Here is a 17969-nt window from a genome sequence, read left to right on the forward strand (position 1 = left end):
CCGGCTCAGACCGTCGCCTCCGTGCCCCGCACCCTCCCGATCACGACGTCGACGATGCCGGCGAGGAGCGCCGCGCCGACGAACCCGAGCGCCACGCCGAGTCCGAGCGGAAGCCCGTTCGCGTAGTCACCACGCGAGCTCGCGAGCGCCGAGTAGAAGACGCTGCCGACCGCCGCGATGCCGATCGCCGACCCCACCCGAGCGCCGACCTGGATGAGACCACCGGCCGACCCGCCCTGTGCGACGGGCACCTCGGACAGTGTCAGCGTCTGGTTCGGGGAGATCGTGAGACCGGAGCCGATGCCCGCCACCAGCAGCGGCAGGACCAGCCACCAGCCGAGGTCCGACCGGTAGTGGTTTGCGACGACCCAGATCACCGCACCGAGGCCGATGAGCACGAGGATCGTCCCGATCACGATGAGCTGACGGCCGAACCGGTGCACGATCCGCCCGCCGATCGTCGACGCGATGCCGGAACCGATCGCGAACGGCACCGATGACAGTCCCGCCAGCAGCGCCGAGTAGTGCAGTCCCGACTGCAGCGCGAGCGTCAGGACGAAGAACAGCGGGGTGAACCCGGCGAAGTAGAGCGTCGCGAGCCCCACACCGAGCGAGAACGACCGGCGCCGGAAGAGCGCGAGGTCGACCACCGGCTCCTTCGTCCGGCCGTAGTGCCGCTCCCACAGGACGAACAGCGCGGCGAGCACGACGGCGACCACCACGAGCCACCACTTCGTGCTGCCCTTCCACTCCTGCGACTGCACGAACGGCAGCAGCAGGGCGACCACCGCAGCACCGAGCAGTGCGATGCCGACCGGGTCGAAGTCGTGCTTCTTCCCGCGCTCGTGCGCACTGGCCGCGGGGAGGTACCGCATCGCCAGCAGGATCGTGACGAGCCCGAACGGCAGGTTCACGAAGAAGACGAACCGCCAGCCGTTCTCGGTGCCGAACGCGGTGATGAGCAGGCCACCGACGAGCGGGCCGATCGCGGTGGCGATGCCCACGGTCGCACCGAACAGCCCGAACGCGGTGCCACGCTCCTTGCCGCGGAACAGCTGCTGGATGAGGGCGGTGACCTGCGGCGTGAGGAGGCCGCCCGCAAGACCCTGCACCAGGCGGGCGATCACCAGGACGATGCCGTTCGGGGCGAAGCCGCAGAGGGCGCTCGCGAGGGTGAACAGTCCGACGCCGATGACGAACATGCGCCGGCGTCCGGTCGCGTCCCCGAGTCGCCCGCCGGGGACGAGCAGCAGGCCGAACGACAGCGCGTACCCGGACAGGATCCACTGGACGGCCTCGGGGGTCGCTCCCGGGAGACCAGTCGAGATGGACTGCAGCGCGACGTTGACGATCGACACGTCTAGCAGGACGATGCCGCCGCCGAGGAGGCAGATGACGAGCGCCTTCCAGCGGTTCGGGTCCGGCTGGTCGCCGGAGTCCGCCGGCGTGGCGCGCGGATCGGGCGACCCGCTCGACGGCGCGTCGGAGGTCGCTACGTGATGGGCGCCGTGGTGTTCGACGCTGGGAGCCGCATCGGGCTCGACGGGTTTGCGGTGTTCGGCTGCCATGACGACCCCACGGTAGGCTCGCCAGCCCCGCCCGTCGTCAGCCGAACGGGATGACGCGTACCCCGATCGCCACGCGATGCAGTTGCGCTACGGGGCCGCGGGCTGCGGCTGCCGCAACCCCGTGACCAGGAGCGTCACGCTCGTCCGGACGTCGTAGTCCGGGTCCCGCGGGCTCCACGCGACGAGATCGCCCACGGCACGGAGCAGTTGGTACGGCGCGATCGACGCGACCACCTCCCCCGAGTCCCGAGCGGCCTCGAGCAGCCGGCCGAGCACCGGTACGAGCTCGTCGATGAACAGCGAGTGCAGCGCGGTGAACCCGTCGGCGTCGCCCTCCCAGACCCGCGCCAGCCCGTGCTTCGTCCCGAGGAAGTCGACGAACCGGTGCACCCAGCGCAGGACCGCCACGAACGGCGTGGGCTCCGACGCGAGCAGCGCCGGCCCGGCTTCCACGCAGGCGACGATCTGGTGCCGGTACACCGCGACGACCAGGTCGGAACGGGTCGGGAAGTGCCGGTAGAGCGTCCCCACGCCGACGCCGGCCGCCGCAGCGACCTCGCGCACGGGAGCGCCGACGCCCGATGCGGCGAACACCCCGCCAGCGGCGTCCAGGATCGCCCGCTCGTTCCGCTCGACGTCGCGCCGGCGCCGAGGCGCGTCGTCCCCGGTCGGCAGCGTGCTCACCACTCGATCATCGCATGCCCGGCGCGGAGAACGGAACGGTGCTCCGTTTCCTCTTGCAATCCGGATCAGCGTTCCGTATCGTTCCGGAACGTCGCTCCGTTTCAGCGACCACGGCCTCCGGGAAGGACCATCATGATCACCGACCAGCACCCCATCGGTACCGGCTTCACGGCCGCCACCACCGCGGACGATGTCCTCGCGGGCATCGACCTCACCGGCCGCGACGTCGTCGTCACCGGCGGCCACGGCCGACTCGGTCACGAGACCAGCCGCGCACTCGCCGCGGCGGGAGCGTCCGTGACCGTCGCCGCACGGGACACCGATCGCGCATCAGCAGCGGTCACCGACATCCCCGGCGTCCGAGTGGAACAGCTCGACCTCACCGACCCGGCGTCGATCGACGCCTTCGCCGCACGGTGGTCGGCCTCCGGCCGCCCGCTCCACGCGCTGGTGAACAACGCCTCGACACTCTTCACCCCGGACCGCCAGCTCGACGCGCGCGGGAACGAGCGCTCGTTCTCGACGGCGCACCTGGGGCACTTCCAGCTCACGCGAGCACTCCTCCCCGCCCTCCTGGAGGCTCGTGGTGCGCGGGTCCTCACCGTCACCTCCGGCGCGGCTCGGAACGGGCAGATCCGCTGGGACGACCTGGCGTTCGCCAGCGGGTACGACGCAGGCGCCGCCTACGGGCAGGCGAAGCGGGCGAACGTGCTCTTCACGGTCGAACTCGACCGGCGGTACGCCGACCAGGGCATCAGGGCCTTCGCCGCGCACCCCGGCGTGATCATCGGACCCGGCCCGCACGACCCGAGCCGCGTCGCGTCGTACCGCCAGCAGGGGCTCGTCGACGAGCACGGTGCGACGATCATCGACCCGTCGAACGGCAAGAAGACGATCGAACAAGGCGCGGCGACGCTCGTGCTCGGCGCCGCGAGCCCGTTGCTCGACGGCATCGGCGGGGTGTACCTGAAGGACGGCGACGTCGCCGTGATCGACGACGAGGTCCGACCGCTCACCGCCGACAGCATCCCGGCGGACGCCAACTCGGCGATGCTCGACCCCGACGACGCCCGGCGGCTGTGGACGCTCACGGAGCAGCTCCTCGCCTGACTGGCTCGGGATGCTCTGTTTCGTGGCCGTCAGGCCGCCGCCGCGATCGTCGCTCGGCGTTGACGGGGCGAACCGCGCGCGGCTGACCGGGAGTTCGGAACGGGCCGTGACCGATCCGGTTCTCAGAACCCGGGCTTCGGGTACCGGATCGGTCACCGACGAATCCGAACCTGCCACCTCCGGGGCGGCTGGTCACCGGGATGCCCGGCGCGAGCCGAGCCCTCTATCGTGGACGGATAGGGGAACGACTCGACGCGCGAGCACAGCGGAAGCCGGGCGCAATCGACCTCACCGTGACGATCGCTGCCCTCGCGGTGAGCTACCTCGCCGCGCCGGCCGCGTGGTTCGCCGTGGTCATCAGCCAGATGGCCTTCGACGCCTGCGCGATGCCGTCCCCGGGGTGTGACTACCGCGCCGGCAGCGCCGTGCTCATCTGGCACCCGACCGTGACCGTGCTCGTCCTCGTCCTCGGGACCTGCTGGGCCGTCGTCCGCCGGGTCCGCGGGCGGGCGACGTCACTCGTCGGGCTGGGCACGCTCGCCGGCGTGGTCGTCACGTTCCTCGCGGCCGAGGTCGTGACGCACACCGCGAGTGCGGGCCACCTCTTCTAGGACGACGTCGCGCAGACCCGCGGCAGGGTCGACCAGCACCGCCCGCATCCCGGCAGCACGCGCGCCGGCGATGTCGTGCGCGGGGTTGTCCCCGACGAAGAGACAGTCGGCAGGGTCCACGCCCAACTCGTCGGCCAGCGTCACGAACGCTCGCGAATCGGGCTTCTGGAACCCGATGCGCTCCGACGTGCAGACGACGTCGAACGCGCCGTCGAGGCCGGTCCGCACCAGCTTGTCCCGCTGCTGCTCCTCCGTCCCGTTGGTCAGGACGCCGAGCCGGAACCCGCGAGACCGCAGGTGGTGCAGCAGCGGCAGTGCATCGGGGAACGCCCGCCAGGAGGCCCGGTACGCGCGCACGTAGTCCTCGAACAGCGCGTCCAGCCCGACGTCATCTCCCGGAACGTCGATGCCGAGCGGTGGCAGCACGCTCCGGAGACGCTTCCGTCGCTGCTCCTGGAAGCTGATCTCCCCCGAACGCCACCGCTCGAACTGCTCGTCCTCGGCAGCGAACCACGCGTCGAGTGCCGCCTCGGTGACGTCCAGCCCGAGCCCTCCGAGGAATGCAGACGCGCCGGCACGTGCCGAACCGCGGTGGTCGAAGAGCGTCCCGTCCAGGTCGAACCCGACCGCTCGCAGCGTCCCCACCCCCACAGAGTAGGACCCGGATGGCAGAACGTTGCGCGGGAGCCTCGATACCGCGCGCGACGCCGCAGAATGCGCACGAATCCGCTGGAGATGGGCAACTTTCCGTCCGCCGCTTTTCCCTAGGCTCAGAAAAAGCACGTTCCACGCCGCACCGCAGCGGCCGACCCGATGACGGGAGGTTCGACATGTCGCAATTCGTCCAGAGGTTCACGCAGGACGCCATCGTCGGTGAGCCCGAGGTCGTCGAGGACCGCCTGGACGTGCACGAGGTCGCGGCACTTCCCGTGTGGCACCGCCTCAAGGACGCCGTCGTGTCGTTCCGATCCCTGCAGACGCAGGACGGCTCGATACCCGACCCGTCGGATCACCGGACCGCGTCCGGGTACCTGGCCACGATCCTCCCGGCCGTCGCCGAACTGGCACCGCGCTTTCCGCACGATGCGGCGTACCTCGCTGCATTGCAGCGCGACTTCTCGCGGTGGGAAGAGGAGGGTTTCGGCGTCCCGGACTTCCTGGACTCCCTGAACGCGTTCCAGCCGCAACAGCACCGGGTGGACGGACTCGGCCACCTCGTCGTGTTCCCGATGGTCACGCAGAACGGCAGTTCCTCGCGGCTCGTCGAAGCCGTCCTGGTCGAGGTCATCTGGCCCGATTTCATCGCGGAACTGGAAGCCGGCGACTACGACAACGCACTGTTCGTCGCACTCCGCTTCGTCGACTTCACCCCTGGGTACGACACGAACTCCGCGGTGCTGTTCCCCGAGACCGTGGCGATGCGGGAGATCCCCGCGTTCACATGGGGTGCGATCTTCCAGGACCGCGAAGCCGCACGCTACCGTCGGGTCGTCCGGGCCGCGGCGGACATCACGAAACTCGAGCTGCCTGCCGAAGCGGCCGCGATGCTCGACGACCAGGAACTCACGGAGCGCGTCTTCGTGATGTGGGACATCATCCACGACCGTTCCCACATGCGGGGCGACCTGCCGTTCGACCCGTTCATGATCAAGCAGCGGATGCCGTTCTTCCTCTACTCGCTCGAAGAACTCCGGTGCGACCTGACCGCGTTCCGTGAATCGGTGCGGCTGGATCGGGAACTCTCCGCGCGCCCAGAACTCAGCAGCGCAGAACTCGCAATCCGCGACCATGCGCGGCTCGTGCAGTACGCCGTCGTCTTCGACCGCATCTTCCGGTTCGCGATCACCGGCAGCCGCGTCCGGAACTACGACGGACTCGGCGGCCAGCTGCTCTTCGCGTGGATGCACCAGCACGACGTCCTGCACTGGACGGACACGCAGCTCACGATCGACTGGGACGAGGTGCCGGACGTCATCATCGCGCTCAGCGACCAGATCAACGAGCTGTACTGGCGCTCCATCGACCGGCCGAAGTCGGCGCACTGGCTCGCGGCCTACGAGATGCTGACCCGCACGCTCACGCCGCACCCGGCCTCCCGGTGGGCGCAGGGGCTGCCCGCCGAGACGCTCGCCGGACCGCCCAAGGGCTACACCGACGCGGTGCTCGACGACGAGTTCCCGCTGTCCATGTTCTACGAGGCGCTGAACAAGAAGATGGCCGCGGTCATCGCGTCGACGGCCGGCATCACCGGGGCTTCGTCCGTCGCACCCGCCGACGTCGCGGACGCCGCGTGAGGGCTGGGCCCATGGCCGGCCGCGTGGTGCTGATCGCAGGAGCGACCAGCGCCAGCGGCGCGGCCGTCGCGCGCGCACTCACCTCCGCCGGTGCGGCCGTCGTCGCCGTCGGCACGAGATCCGATGCACTGGAGGCACTGCGCACGTCCGTCCCGGGCGTCACCACCCACACGTGCGACCTCTCGGACCACGGTGCGGTCGTCTCGTTGGCCGCCGCGATCCACGATTCCGTCGGTCCGGTCGACGGGCTGGTCCACCTCGTCGGCGGCTGGCGCGGTGGTGGTGGCCTCGCGGGCCAGTCCGACGAGGACTGGGACTTCTTCGACCGGGGCTTCCGGACCCTGCGGAACACGACCAGGGTGTTCGACGACGACCTCGTCGCGTCGCCGGCCGGTCGGCTCGCGATCGTGTCGTCCACCGCGGTCGACTCCCCCACCGCCGGCGGCGCGAACTACGCCGCCGCCAAGGCCGCAGCCGACGCCTGGGTCCGTGCCGTGGCCCAGGGCTTCCGGAAGCGCGCGCCGCAGGCCGCAGCCGCGATCTTCGTCGTCCGGGCGCTCGACGGACTCGAGGAACGACTCGGCTACGAGGTCGTCCGGCTCTGGTCTGCCGCGCCCGCCGACGTGAACGGCGCTCGTCTCCCCATCTCCCCGTCGGCGCAGCCCCCTGCAGCCCAGCTCCCTGCCGCCCCGCTCCCTAGGATGAACCAGTGACCCTCCAACTCCACGACCTGGACCTGCGGGGCTTCGCCTCCGACAACTACGCCGGCGTCCACCCCGAGATCCTCGACGCGATCGCCGCGGCCAACCAGGGCCACCAGATCGCCTACGGCGAGGACGTCTACACGGCGCGGCTGCAGGAGGTCATCACGGCCCACTTCGGTGCGCAGGCCCAGGCGTTCCCGGTGTTCAACGGCACCGGTGCGAACGTCGTCGGGCTGCAGTCGATGCTGCCGCGGTGGGGCGCCGTCGTGTGCACCTCGACCGCCCACATCCACACCGACGAGGCCGGGGCGCCCGAGCGGGTCGGCGGCATGAAGCTCCTCACCGTCGATGCGCCAGACGGCAAGCTCACGCCCGAGCTGATCGACCGCGAGGCGTGGGGCTGGGGCGACGAACACCGTGCCCAGCCGCTCGTCGTCTCGATCACCCAGACCACCGAGCTCGGCACCGCGTACACCGTCGAGGAGATCCGGGCGATCGCGGACCACATCCACCCGCTCGGCATGACGCTGCACATGGACGGTGCCCGCATCTCCAACGCCGCCGCGACCCTCGGGCTCCCCCTCCGCGACTTCACCACCGACGCCGGTGTCGACGTGCTGAGCTTCGGCGGCACCAAGAACGGGATGCTCTACGGCGAGGCGATCGTCGTGCTGAACCCCGCCGCGTCCGAGGGGCTGCAGTACCTCCGCAAGATGAACATGCAGCTCTCGTCGAAGATGCGGTTCGTGTCGGCGCAGCTCATCGCGCTCCTCACCGACGACCTCTACCTCCGCTCGGCCTCGCACGCGAACGCCATGGCGCAGCGGCTCCGCGGTGCACTCGAGGCGGGGATCGCCGACGGCAGCATCCAGGGCGTCGGGTTCAGCCAGGAGACGCAGGCGAACGGGGTGTTCGCGACGCTGCCGGCAGGCGTGGCCGATCGGCTCCGCGAGCACTTCCGGTTCTACGACTGGGACGCCAGCCGGAACGAGGTGCGGTGGATGTGCTCGTTCGACACGTCGGAGCAGGACATCGACGCGTTCGTGGCGGCCCTCACGCGGGAGCTCGGCTGACGGGCGTCACCGATCAGTCCTGCGCCGTGGGTCGGATGATCACCTCGCCGACATCGACACCCGCCGGCTGGGCGATCGCGTAGGCGACGGCAGCCGCCACCGCGTCGGCGGGCATGGCGATCTCGGCCATCCGGGCCGCGAGGGCGGCGCGCTGCTCGGGGTCGTCCGTCTTCGTGACGCCCTCGGTGGCGGTGAAGCCGGGCGAGACGACCGTGACCCGGAGGTCGGGGCCGGCCTCTTGTCGCAGCGCTTCACTGAGGACCCGCACGGCGGTCTTGGTCGCCGCGTACACACCCTGCGCCGGCACGATGCGGTGCGCCGATGTCGAGGCCGTGTGCACGAAGTGCCCGAACCCCTGCTCGCGGAACACCGGCAGCGCTGCGGCGATCCCGTTGAGGACCCCGACCAGGTTGACGTCGACCATCTGCTGCCAGCCGTCGACGTCGAGGGCGTCGAACGGGGAGACCGCCATGCTGCCAGCGTTCTGGTGGAGCACGTCGAGGCGACCGAATCGGGACCGAGCCGACGCGACCAACGCGTGCAGCGCCTCCCGGCTGCGGACGTCGGTCTCGACCGCGACGGCTTCGCCGCCGGCCGCGGTGATCTGTTCGACGACGGACGCGAGCCGGTCGACGCGGCGGGCACCGAGCACGACCTTCGCGCCCGAGGCGGCGAGGCGGAGCGCTGTCGCCTCGCCGATACCGCTCGATGCTCCGGTGACGGCGACGACCTTGCCCTGGATTCCCTCCATGGTCTTCCCTTCGCTAGAGTGAAGCGGACGCTTGTCCGCTTCATCGAGGGAGACTACCGGACATATGTCCGCTTCGCAATCGCTCCGCCGCGCCGACGCTGAACGCAACCGCGCGCGACTCGTCGACGTCGCGCGGGAGGCGCTGCGCGTCGAACCAGCGACGACCATGCAATCGGTGGCGCGACTCGCCGGCGTCGGTCAGGGAACCATCTACCGTCATTTCCCCAGCCGGGAGGCCCTGCTCGCCGAGGTCTACCGCGAGGACTTCCAGGGACTGGTCGCGTCCGCACGCGCCTCGGCAGGATCGCCCGACCAGCGGACGGCACTCCGGTCCTGGCTCGACGAGCTCGCCGCCTTCGGGTACCAGAAGCACGCCCTGGCCGACGTCCTGGACGCGGCCACCCGTCAGCAGCTGCACGACGAGCAGTACGACGAGATCGTCGACGCGATCGCCAGCCTGCTCGACGCCGGAGTGCGCGCCGACGTCCTCCGTCCGGACGTGTCACCACCCGACCTGCTCGCACTCGTCGCGTTCCTCTGGCAGCTCGGGCCGTCGGCCGCCGACCGGGCACCGCACCTGCTCGACCTCGTCGTGGACGGACTGCGCGCCAGCCGCAACGCAACGTAGAATCCCGTGTGACCTCCGAGCATCCCGAGCCCAGCGGCATCCTCCCCGAGGACCTCCACGCCACCCTCCGGGTCCTCGAGCAGCTGCCGTCGATCGACGAGCGGCACCCCGACTTCGTGCGGGTTCGTCAGGCCACGGCGAAGATGTTCAAGGCGGTGAAGCGGGCCCACCGGCTCGAGAAGCGCGCGGTCATCGCGGAGGCCGACCGCCTGGTGATCGCCGCGACCGCGACCGGCGCCGCCGACCGCATCGACGACGAGACCCGCGGCGTCCCGATCAGTGCCTCGACCAGCGCCTCCACCGCCGGCACCCTGCTGAAGTCCCGCCCGTGCTACATGTGCAAGCAGCACTACACGGTGGTCGACGCGTTCTACCACCAGCTCTGCCCCTCGTGCGCTGCGATGAGCCACGCCAAGCGCGACGCCCGGACCGACCTGACGGGCAAGCGGGCGCTGCTCACGGGCGGACGCGCGAAGATCGGCATGTACATCGCGCTCCGACTCCTCCGCGACGGGGCCCACACCACCATCACGACGCGATTCCCCCGCGATGCGGTGCGCCGGTTCTCGAGCCTCCCCGACTCCGCCGAGTGGATCTCGCGACTCAAGGTCGTCGGCATCGACCTGCGCGACCCGGCCCAGGTCATCGGCCTCGCCGAGGACGTCGCCGCCGCTGGGCCCCTCGACATCCTGATCAACAACGCCACCCAGACCGTGCGCCGGTCGACCGGCGCGTACCAGCCCCTCGTCGACGCAGAACTCGCGCCGCTCCCCGACGGGCCGCTGCCCGAGCTCGTGACGTTCGGGCACACGAACGACCAGCACCCGCAGGCACTCGCCCGCTCCGTCACGGCGCACCCGATCCTCGCGGCCGCTGCTGCCCGCGCCGATGAACTCACCGAGCAGGCCATGGCCCCCGGCTCGAGCTCGCTCGAACGGCTCGCGATGGGGACCGCGATCGACGCCGGTGGTCTCGTCCCGGACCTGCACGACGTGAACTCCTGGACGCAGCACGTCAACGAGGTCGACCCGCTCGAGATGCTCGAGGTCCAGCTGGCCAACACCACGGCGCCGTTCATCCTGATCTCGAAGCTCCGCCCGTCCATGGCGGCGAGCGAGTCGAAGCGCACCTACGTGGTGAACGTCAGCGCCATGGAAGGCGTGTTCGGCCGCGCCTACAAGGGGCCCGGGCACCCGCACACGAACATGGCGAAGGCCGCCGTCAACATGCTGACGCGCACGAGTGCCCAGGAGATGTTCGAGACCGACGGCATCCTGATGACGAGCGTCGACACGGGGTGGATCACCGACGAGCGACCGCACCCCACGAAGGTCCGTCTGGCGGAAGAGGGCTTCCATGCGCCGCTCGACCTCGTCGACGGGGCTGCCCGTGTCTACGACCCGATCGTCCGCGGCGAAGCAGGCGACGACGTGTTCGGCGTCTTCCTGAAGGACTACGCACCCAGCTCTTGGTGAGGCGCTGGCACACGGCGCGCATGGCCGCCCGCCCTCGGTCCTGACGTCGACGCCGATCGACTGCACACGACTTACCGAGACCACAGCCGTGGCTCATGGTCGGCCGATGATGGTCGCTGACGATCGTCGTCATGACCACCCACGCACCCGACGTCACCGCGCCGCACCCACCGTCGGCGAGGGCCGCAGCCAGCGCTGCCCGACCCACGGTCGGCGATCGACTGCGACGACTGGTCCGCGGCCGGGGTGATGCCGCCCGGTGGGAGCGTCCGGCGTTGCTCGGCCTGCTGCTGGCGACGGGTGTGCTCTACGTCGTGAACCTCGACGTGAACGGCTGGGCGAACGCCTTCTACTCCGCGGCGGTGCAGGCCGGAAGCCAGAGCTGGGAGGCGTTCTTCTACGGATCGTCCGACGCCGCGAACGCCATCACCGTGGACAAGCCGCCCGCCTTCCTCTGGGTGATCGGGATCTCGGTCCGGCTCTTCGGGCTGAACTCGTGGGCGATCCTGCTGCCCCAGGCGCTGATGGGGGTCGCGTCGGTTGCCATCCTGTACCGGATCGTGCGTCGCCGCTTCTCAGCCGGTGCGGCACTCATCGCCGGCGCGGTGCTCGCCACCACCCCGGTCGCGACACTGATGTTCCGCTACGACAACCCGGACGCGCTGCTCGTCCTGCTCACGGTCGGAGCGATCGCCCTGGCCCTGCGCGGCATCGAGTCCGGGCGGATGCGCTGGGTCGTGTGGGCCGGCGTGCTCGTCGGACTCGGCTTCCTGACGAAGCAGCTGCAGGCGTTCCTCGTGCTGCCACCCCTGATCGGCGTGTACCTCGTCGCGTCGCCCCGTCCGGTGCTCCGCCGGCTCGGCCACCTCGCGGCCGCTGCCGCCGCGCTCGTCGTGTCCGCCGGATGGTGGGTCGCGATCGTCGAGCTCGTCCCGGCTTCGGCCCGCCCGTACATCGGCGGGTCACAGACGAACAGCTTCCTGGAGCTGACCTTCGGCTACAACGGCCTCGGTCGGGTCACCGGAGACGAGACCGGCAGCGTCGTCCCCGGAGGGACCACCGGCGCGGGCTCCTGGGGCTCGACCGGCCTGACGCGGCTGTTCGGCTCGGAGTTCGGCACCCAGGTCACGTGGCTCCTGCCGACCGCGCTGCTGGTGCTCGTCGTGTCACTCGTCGCCGTCGGCACCCGGCGCCGCAGCGACCCACGCCAGGCGACCGTACTGGTGCTCGGTGGTTCGCTGCTCGTCACCGGGGCGGTCTTCAGCTTCATGGGCGGGATCTTCCACCCGTACTACACCGTCGCTCTCGCCCCCTACATCGCCGGCCTGGTGGGCATCGGTGCAGGACTCTTGTGGCAGCGCCGGGCCGTGCTCGCCTGGCGGATCGCGACGTCCGTGATCGTGGCCGTCTCCGGGGCCTGGTCCTTCGCGCTGCTGACCCAGGCGTCGTCGTGGCAGCCGTGGATCCGCTGGGTGGTGTTGGCCGCGACGGTGGTCGGGGCGGTGCTGGTCCTGGTGCCTCCGCGAGGCCGGCGTGTGGCGTCGGCCACGATCGCGGTGGTGCTCGTCGCGGCACTGCTCGGGCCGACGGCGTTCTCGGTACAGACCACCACGGTGGGGCATACCGGCGCACTTCCCTCCGCCGGCCCGAGCGTGACGTCGGCGGGTCCCGGCGGCGGCGTCGGTGGGCCCGGGGGCGCCGGTGGTGCCGGTGGCGCCGGCGGCGGGCAGCCCGGGCAGCAGCAGGCACCGGGTGGTCAGGCTCCCGGTGGTCAGGCTCCGGGTGGTCAGGCTCCCGGCCAGCTCCAGGGTGATGGCACCGCTGGGGGTGCCGGTGGTGGCACGAACCTGCTCGGTGGTTCGACGGAGGTGTCGGAGAAGGTCGTGGCGGCGCTCTCCGCCGACGCCGACGACTTCACCTGGGCGGCCGCGACCGTCGGCTCGAACAGCGCCGCCACCTACCAGCTCGCGACGGGCGACCCGGTGATGGCGATCGGCGGGTACAACGGCACCGATCCGTCGCCGACGCTGTCGGAGTTCAAGACCTTGGTCGCCGAAGGGCGAGTGCACTGGTTCATCGGCGGCTCCACGAACACCAGCGGCAGCACCGGGAGCGACGCCGCCACGAAGATCGCGGCGTGGGTCGCCGCGAACTTCGACGCGCAGACCGTCGGTGGCGTCACGATGTACGACCTGACGAGCGGTGCTTGACCCGGCAACGGCCGGACAGGAGGCACGGTGTCAGCCCGCACCGCGCCTCCTGTCCGGGGTCGTCAGCGCAGGTTCTCCTCGACAGCCAGGTTCTTCTGCACCGCGAACTGCGTGCGGTGCAGTTCCTCGTACCGGCCGCCGGCAGCCAGCAGTTCCTCGTGCGTGCCGCGCTCCACGATCGAGCCGTCCTCGACCACGAGGATCAAGTCAGCGCTCCGGATGGTGGACAGCCGGTGTGCGATGACCATCGCGGTCCGTCCCTCCAGCGCCTCGCTCAGCGCTGCCTGCACCGCGGCCTCGGACGTCGAGTCGAGCGCCGCCGTCGCCTCGTCGAGGATGACGACCCGCGGCTGCGCGAGCAGCAGCCTCGCGATGGTCATCCGCTGGCGTTCACCACCGGACAGCCGGTAGCCGCGCTCCCCCACCATCGTGTCGAGCTGATCGGGCAGGGACCGGATGAGCGGCTCGAGCCGAGCACGGCGGACGGCGTCCCAGACCTCGTCGTCGGATGCCCCGGGCCGGGCGAGGCGCAGGTTGGAGCGGATGGTCTCGTGGAACAGGTGGCCGTCCTGCGTCACCATGCCGAGCGAGTGCCGCATCGACGCGAAGGTGACGTCGCGGACGTCCTTCCCGGCCAGCCGCACCGCCCCGCTGTCGACGTCGTACAGCCGCGACAGGAGCTGCGCGATCGTGGACTTGCCGGCACCGGAGGTCCCGACGAGCGCGACGGTCTGCCCTGGCTCGATGCGGAAGGAGACACCGTGCAGGACCTCTTCGCCACCGCGGGTGTCCAGCGTGGACACCTCTTCGAGTGAGGCGAGCGACACCTTGTCCGCCGCCGGGTACGCGAAGCGGACGTCGTCGAACTCGACCGACACCGGGCCGTCCGGGACGGTGCCCGCGTCGGGCTTCTCCTGGATCAGCGGTTCGAGGTCCAGCACCTCGAAGACCCGCTCGAAGCTGACCACAGCGCTCATGATCTCGACCCGCGCGTTCGCCAGGCTGGTCAGCGGGGCGTAGAGGCGGGTGAGCAGCAGGGCGAGCGTCACCACGTCGCCGGTGTTCAGCTGCCCACCGAGTGCAAGGGAGCCGCCGACCCCGTAGACGAGCGCGAGCGCGAGTGCGGAGACGAGCGTGAGCGCGGTGACGAAGACGAACTGCAGCAGGGCGCTCCTGACACCGATGTCGCGGACGCGGGCGGCGCGCACCCGGAACTCCTCGGCCTCTTCGTCGGGACGACCGAACAGCTTGACGAGGGTGGCGCCCGGCGCCGAGAACCGCTCGGTCATCTGCGTGCTCATCGCTGCGTTGTGATCAGCGGCCTCGCGGCGGAGCGCAGCGAGCCGGCTGCCCATCCGGCGTGCTGGGATGAGGAAGATCGGGAGCATGACCACCGCGAGCACGGTCACGAGCCACGACGTGCTGAGCATGACGGCCAGGGTGAGGATCAGCGCCACGATGTTCGTGACCACGCCGGACAGCGTGCCGCTGAAGGCCTGCTGCGCGCCGATCACATCGTTGTTGAGACGGCTGACGAGCGCGCCCGTCCGCGTACGGGTGAAGAAGGCGATCGGCATCTTCTGCACGTGGTTGAAGACGGCGGTGCGGAGGTCGAGGATCACACCTTCGCCGATCCGTGCCGAGTACCAGCGGGTCACGAGCGACGCGGCGGCGTCGGCGACGGCGACCAGGGCGATGACGACGGCGAGCCAGACGATCGTGCCGACTGCCCCCTTGGCAGCGATGACGTCGACGACCTGGCCTGCGAGCACCGGCGTCGCGACTGCCAGGAACGCCCCGACGACGGACAGCGCGATGAAGACCACCAACTTGGCCCGGTACGGCACGGCGAACGTCATGATCCGTCGGACGGACTCACGGGAGATGCCGTGCTTGCCGTCCCTGGCGGTCGAGATCTTGTACAGCGAGCTCCAGGCCGCGCCTTCCATGCTCATGGCTGTTCCTTCCGTGGGCTCCGGACCGAGGGGAGTCGGCTCGGCGCCCGAGTGGCAAGGATACGGGCGGCCAGCGACAATCCTGCGACCGCGGCGGGCAACGGACGGGGCCCCGCGTTTCGTGCGCTCGGTAGCATTCCGTCGTGGCACAAGTCGTCGTCTTCGCCCTCCGCGCGTCCCTCGACGCACACCGTGCCGCTCTCTCGGACGCGATCCACGGCGCGATCATGAAGGCGCTCGACTACCCGCCAGAGAAGCGGTTCCAGCGGTTCATCGGCCTTGACCCCGCCGACTTCGTCCATCCGGAAGACCGGGGTCCTCACTACACGATCATCGAGATCTCGATGTTCGAGGGCAGGAGCGAGACAGCGAAGCGAACCCTCATCAGCGAGCTCTTCGCTCGAATCGAATCCGCTGTCGGCATCTCGTCGCACAGTGTCGAGATCACGATCACCGAGACGCCGAAGGTGAACTGGGGCATCCGGGGCCGGAACGCCGCAGACCTCGCGCTCGACTACACCGTCGAGGTCTGAGCCTGGATCGCGCGGTCCTACGCTGTCGACATGGTGGGATCTCGGAACGGGGCGATGACGAGTTGGCTCCGCCGAGCGGCGCTACCGGCTGTGGTCGTCGTCGCCGGCGCAGTCTTCGCGGTCGGGATGTTCAGCCTCGGGAAGATCCGGTACGACTACGTCAGCTGGGGATCGGTGGCTTTCGCATCAGTGGCCGCGATCCCGTTGGGTGTCGCGGTCGCCGCCACCGTCGCGTGGGTCGGGGTCGTCGTGAGGAACCGCGCGGAGCAGAAACTCGCGGCGCATCCGGTGCGCCGCGCATCGGTCGTCGTGGGAGCGCTGGCCTTCGTCGCTGCCGTCATCGGCGGTCTGCTGCTGACTGTCGGCGGGTGGCAACTCGTTCTTCCGGCGGGGGCTGTCTGCGGTTGCCTGGCCGCGGGATGCGCAGGGGTCGTCCTGCGACGACCGAGAGCAGTCACTCGAGACGACGAGTCGGATCGCCACGGGGCAGCGCGAGCCCGTTGGCCGATCGGCCACCGGTCAGGTGGTCAGGTGCCGCTCCGCCACGATCGTCGTGGAGACCAGTGACCTCCACGAGGCTGCGCACGTCGCCGCCCATGCGTCCGAGCACGTCCACGAGGCAATGGGCAACGTCGACGCCTTCACCGTCACTCCCGCGCCGCCGTCACGTCGATGACCGCTCCGGTCGACGACGTCCACCGAGTGCGGTTGCTCCGCGTCGGTCGGGGGTTGGAGTGGTGCACGCTCGCGTGGAACGTGATCGGTGCCGTCGTCCTCGCTGTCCTCGCGGTGCGTGCAGCGTCGGCTGCGTTGGCCGGCTTCGGGTTGGACTCGGTCATCGAGATCGGCGCGAGCGTCGTTGTCCTCTGGGAGCTGGCGGGGACCGGCGCCGCCCGGCAGGAGCGAGCGCTACGGCTTATCGGCGTGGCATTCATCGCCCTCGCCGTCTACCTGACCGCGCAGTCGGTGACGGCGCTGGTCACCGGGCACCATGCCCGTCCGTCCGCGGGCGGGATCGTGTGGTCGGCGATCACGGTCGCGGTCATGTTCAGCCTCGCCGCCCGGAGCGGAGCATGCACACCCGGCACGCCTCCGGCAGCGTTTCGATGTCAGCGACCGGTTCGGTGGTGTCGGCGGACCGGAGGCGGTAGCCCGGGGCGAGGGCTTCGGCCTCGAACCAGTCCAGCAGGAATCGCTCGCCGCGCTGCATCGGTGGGCTGCGCGGTCAGCAGCAGTCGCAGGCGTCGACCTGTCGCTCACCCGTGAGGGCGGAGACGGGTTGCTTGCAGGCGTCGCCCCGCCACGCTTCGAGGCCTTCGCGGACGGCGAAGACGACCACGACTAGGCCGGCGATGGGATCGGCCCAGGTCCACCCGAAGAGGGTGTTCAGCAGCAGGCCGATGAGGACGGCGGCGGAGAGGTAGCTGCACACAAGGGTTTGCTTCGAGTCCGCGATCGCTGATGCGGAGCCGAGTTCCTTGCCGGTGCGGCGTTCCAGGAGGCTGAGGAATGGCATGATCGCCAGGCTGACCGTGGCGAGGACGATACCGACGGTGCTGTGTTCCGGTTCGCGGATGCCGGTGAGTGCCAGGATCGCGTCGACGCTCACGTAGAGGGCGAGACCGAAGAACGAGACCGCGATGACCTTCAACGCGGTGCGTTCGCGCGCTTCGGGGTCGTGGCCGGCGAACTGCCATGCAACAGCCGCGGCGGAGAGGACCTCGACGATGGAGTCCAGGCCGAAGCCGACCAGCGCCGTGGACGACGCGATGGTACCGGCGCTGATCGCGACGATCGCCTCGATGACGTTGTAGGTGATGGTTGCCGCGACGATCCACCGGACCCGGCGCTGCAGGAGCAGCCGCCGCGCGGCGGAGAGTGGCGTGCTGAGCTGGATGGTGGCGCTCATGCGCCGACTCCGCAGCACAGCGGCACGTCGCAGTCCGCGTCGGTGCAGCCGACGCCGTCGTCGACGGCGAGGACGACGTCGACGAGCGCTTCGAGGGCACGCGTGAGGTGCGGGTCGGCGATTTCGTACCGGGTGCTGCGTCCCTCCGGTGCGGCGACGACGATGCCACACCCACGCAGGCACGCGAGGTGGTTCGACACGTTCGTCCGCGTCAGTTCGAGCTCGTCCGCCAATCGCGCCGGGTAGCCGGGGCCGTCCAGTAGCCGGAGCAGGATCCGCGACCGAGTCGGGTCGGCAAGCGCCCGCCCCAGTCGATTCATGACGTCGAGCCTCGGCGCTATGGTCAGCATTCGCTGACTATACAGCGCACGGTGACATGAGGTGAACGGTGAGCGATCGGTCATCGGATCGTTCGGCCGGTGTTCGCCTTGGCCCGCGTCAGCGCGGGCCGCGGGGATCGCGAT

At 70.3% G+C, this 17969-nt stretch carries 17 protein-coding genes; 10 read left to right on the forward strand and 7 right to left on the reverse strand.

Annotated elements, in window-relative coordinates; genetic code table 11:
• Window positions 1–5 precede the first annotated feature (5 nt).
• Window positions 6–1568: an MFS transporter gene (locus tag QK288_RS18195; RefSeq protein ID WP_281265679.1), complete on the reverse strand. Its 1563-nt coding sequence runs from the start codon at window positions 1566–1568 to the stop codon at window positions 6–8.
• A gap of 87 nt (window positions 1569–1655) precedes the next feature.
• Complete coding sequence (locus tag QK288_RS18200; protein WP_281265680.1) at window positions 1656–2252, reverse strand: TetR/AcrR family transcriptional regulator; 597 nt, start codon at window positions 2250–2252, stop codon at window positions 1656–1658.
• A gap of 132 nt (window positions 2253–2384) precedes the next feature.
• On the opposite strand from QK288_RS18200, the gene QK288_RS18205 reads away from it, so the two are divergent.
• Together QK288_RS18205 and QK288_RS18210 are read left to right on the forward strand one after the other, a co-directional pair.
• Complete coding sequence (locus tag QK288_RS18205) at window positions 2385–3362, forward strand: SDR family NAD(P)-dependent oxidoreductase (protein ID WP_281265681.1); 978 nt, start codon at window positions 2385–2387, stop codon at window positions 3360–3362.
• A gap of 293 nt (window positions 3363–3655) precedes the next feature.
• Window positions 3656–3973, forward strand: a complete 318-nt coding sequence (locus QK288_RS18210; protein ID WP_281265682.1) for a hypothetical protein — start codon at window positions 3656–3658, stop codon at window positions 3971–3973.
• Here QK288_RS18210 and QK288_RS18215 read toward each other — a convergent pair.
• Window positions 3878–4618, reverse strand: coding sequence for an HAD family hydrolase (locus QK288_RS18215; RefSeq protein ID WP_281265683.1), 741 nt, complete (start codon window positions 4616–4618; stop codon window positions 3878–3880). The two genes, QK288_RS18210 and QK288_RS18215, sit on opposite strands and share 96 nt — an antisense overlap.
• Window positions 4619–4803: 185 nt before the next feature.
• Here QK288_RS18215 and QK288_RS18220 point away from each other — a divergent pair, with 185 nt between their 5' ends.
• The 3 genes from QK288_RS18220 to QK288_RS18230 are packed head-to-tail and all read left to right on the forward strand — an operon-like array spanning window position 4804 to window position 8044.
• Window positions 4804–6267 carry a DUF6421 family protein gene (locus QK288_RS18220; RefSeq protein ID WP_281265684.1) on the forward strand — a complete coding sequence of 488 codons (1464 nt, stop codon included), beginning with the start codon at window positions 4804–4806 and terminating at the stop codon, window positions 6265–6267.
• Window positions 6268–6278: 11 nt separating this feature from the next.
• On the forward strand, window positions 6279–6980 hold the full coding sequence (locus tag QK288_RS18225) for an SDR family NAD(P)-dependent oxidoreductase (RefSeq protein WP_281265685.1): 702 nt from the start codon (window positions 6279–6281) through the stop codon (window positions 6978–6980).
• Window positions 6977–8044, forward strand: a complete 1068-nt coding sequence (locus QK288_RS18230) for a low specificity L-threonine aldolase (protein ID WP_281265686.1) — start codon at window positions 6977–6979, stop codon at window positions 8042–8044. Before QK288_RS18225 ends, QK288_RS18230 begins: the two co-directional genes overlap by 4 nt.
• 13 nt (window positions 8045–8057) lie before the next feature.
• Here QK288_RS18230 and QK288_RS18235 read toward each other — a convergent pair whose 3' ends face one another.
• The gene (locus QK288_RS18235; protein ID WP_281265687.1) at window positions 8058–8795 is read right to left on the reverse strand and encodes an SDR family oxidoreductase; all 738 of its coding nucleotides are present in this window, start codon (window positions 8793–8795) and stop codon (window positions 8058–8060) included.
• Window positions 8796–8961: 166 nt separating this feature from the next.
• On the opposite strand from QK288_RS18235, the gene QK288_RS18240 reads away from it, so the two are divergent.
• From QK288_RS18240 to QK288_RS18250, 3 genes are all read left to right on the forward strand, one after another.
• Window positions 8962–9423 (forward strand): TetR/AcrR family transcriptional regulator, encoded by a 462-nt coding sequence (locus tag QK288_RS18240; RefSeq protein WP_281267628.1) that lies wholly within the window; start codon window positions 8962–8964, stop codon window positions 9421–9423.
• A gap of 8 nt (window positions 9424–9431) precedes the next feature.
• Entirely contained in the window at window positions 9432–10898 is a 1467-nt protein-coding gene (locus tag QK288_RS18245) for an SDR family oxidoreductase (protein WP_281265688.1), read from the forward strand.
• A 131-nt stretch (window positions 10899–11029) separates the two neighbouring features.
• Window positions 11030–13108, forward strand: a complete 2079-nt coding sequence (locus tag QK288_RS18250) for a glycosyltransferase family 39 protein (RefSeq protein ID WP_281265689.1) — start codon at window positions 11030–11032, stop codon at window positions 13106–13108.
• Window positions 13109–13170: 62 nt separating this feature from the next.
• Here the strand turns inward: QK288_RS18250 and QK288_RS18255 are convergent, their stop codons facing one another.
• Entirely contained in the window at window positions 13171–15063 is a 1893-nt protein-coding gene (locus QK288_RS18255; protein ID WP_281265690.1) for an ABC transporter ATP-binding protein, read from the reverse strand.
• A 143-nt stretch (window positions 15064–15206) separates the two neighbouring features.
• Between QK288_RS18255 and QK288_RS18260 the strand changes: the two genes are divergently transcribed.
• Together QK288_RS18260 and QK288_RS18265 are read left to right on the forward strand one after the other, a co-directional pair.
• Window positions 15207–15596, forward strand: a complete 390-nt coding sequence (locus tag QK288_RS18260) for a tautomerase family protein (protein WP_281265691.1) — start codon at window positions 15207–15209, stop codon at window positions 15594–15596.
• Window positions 15597–15686: 90 nt separating this feature from the next.
• Window positions 15687–16163 (forward strand): hypothetical protein, encoded by a 477-nt coding sequence (locus QK288_RS18265; RefSeq protein WP_281265692.1) that lies wholly within the window; start codon window positions 15687–15689, stop codon window positions 16161–16163.
• A 658-nt stretch (window positions 16164–16821) separates the two neighbouring features.
• Here QK288_RS18265 and QK288_RS18270 read toward each other — a convergent pair.
• Window positions 16822–17505 carry a cation transporter gene (locus QK288_RS18270; RefSeq protein WP_281265693.1) on the reverse strand — a complete coding sequence of 228 codons (684 nt, stop codon included), beginning with the start codon at window positions 17503–17505 and terminating at the stop codon, window positions 16822–16824.
• A complete protein-coding gene (locus QK288_RS18275; RefSeq protein ID WP_281267629.1) occupies window positions 17502–17855 on the reverse strand; it encodes a metalloregulator ArsR/SmtB family transcription factor in 354 nt (117 codons plus the stop codon). The genes QK288_RS18270 and QK288_RS18275 overlap by 4 nt, the downstream gene beginning before the upstream one ends.
• Window positions 17856–17969: the final 114 nt, after the last annotated feature.

The organism is Curtobacterium sp. 9128, from assembly GCF_900086645.1.
Taxonomy (GTDB): domain Bacteria; phylum Actinomycetota; class Actinomycetes; order Actinomycetales; family Microbacteriaceae; genus Curtobacterium.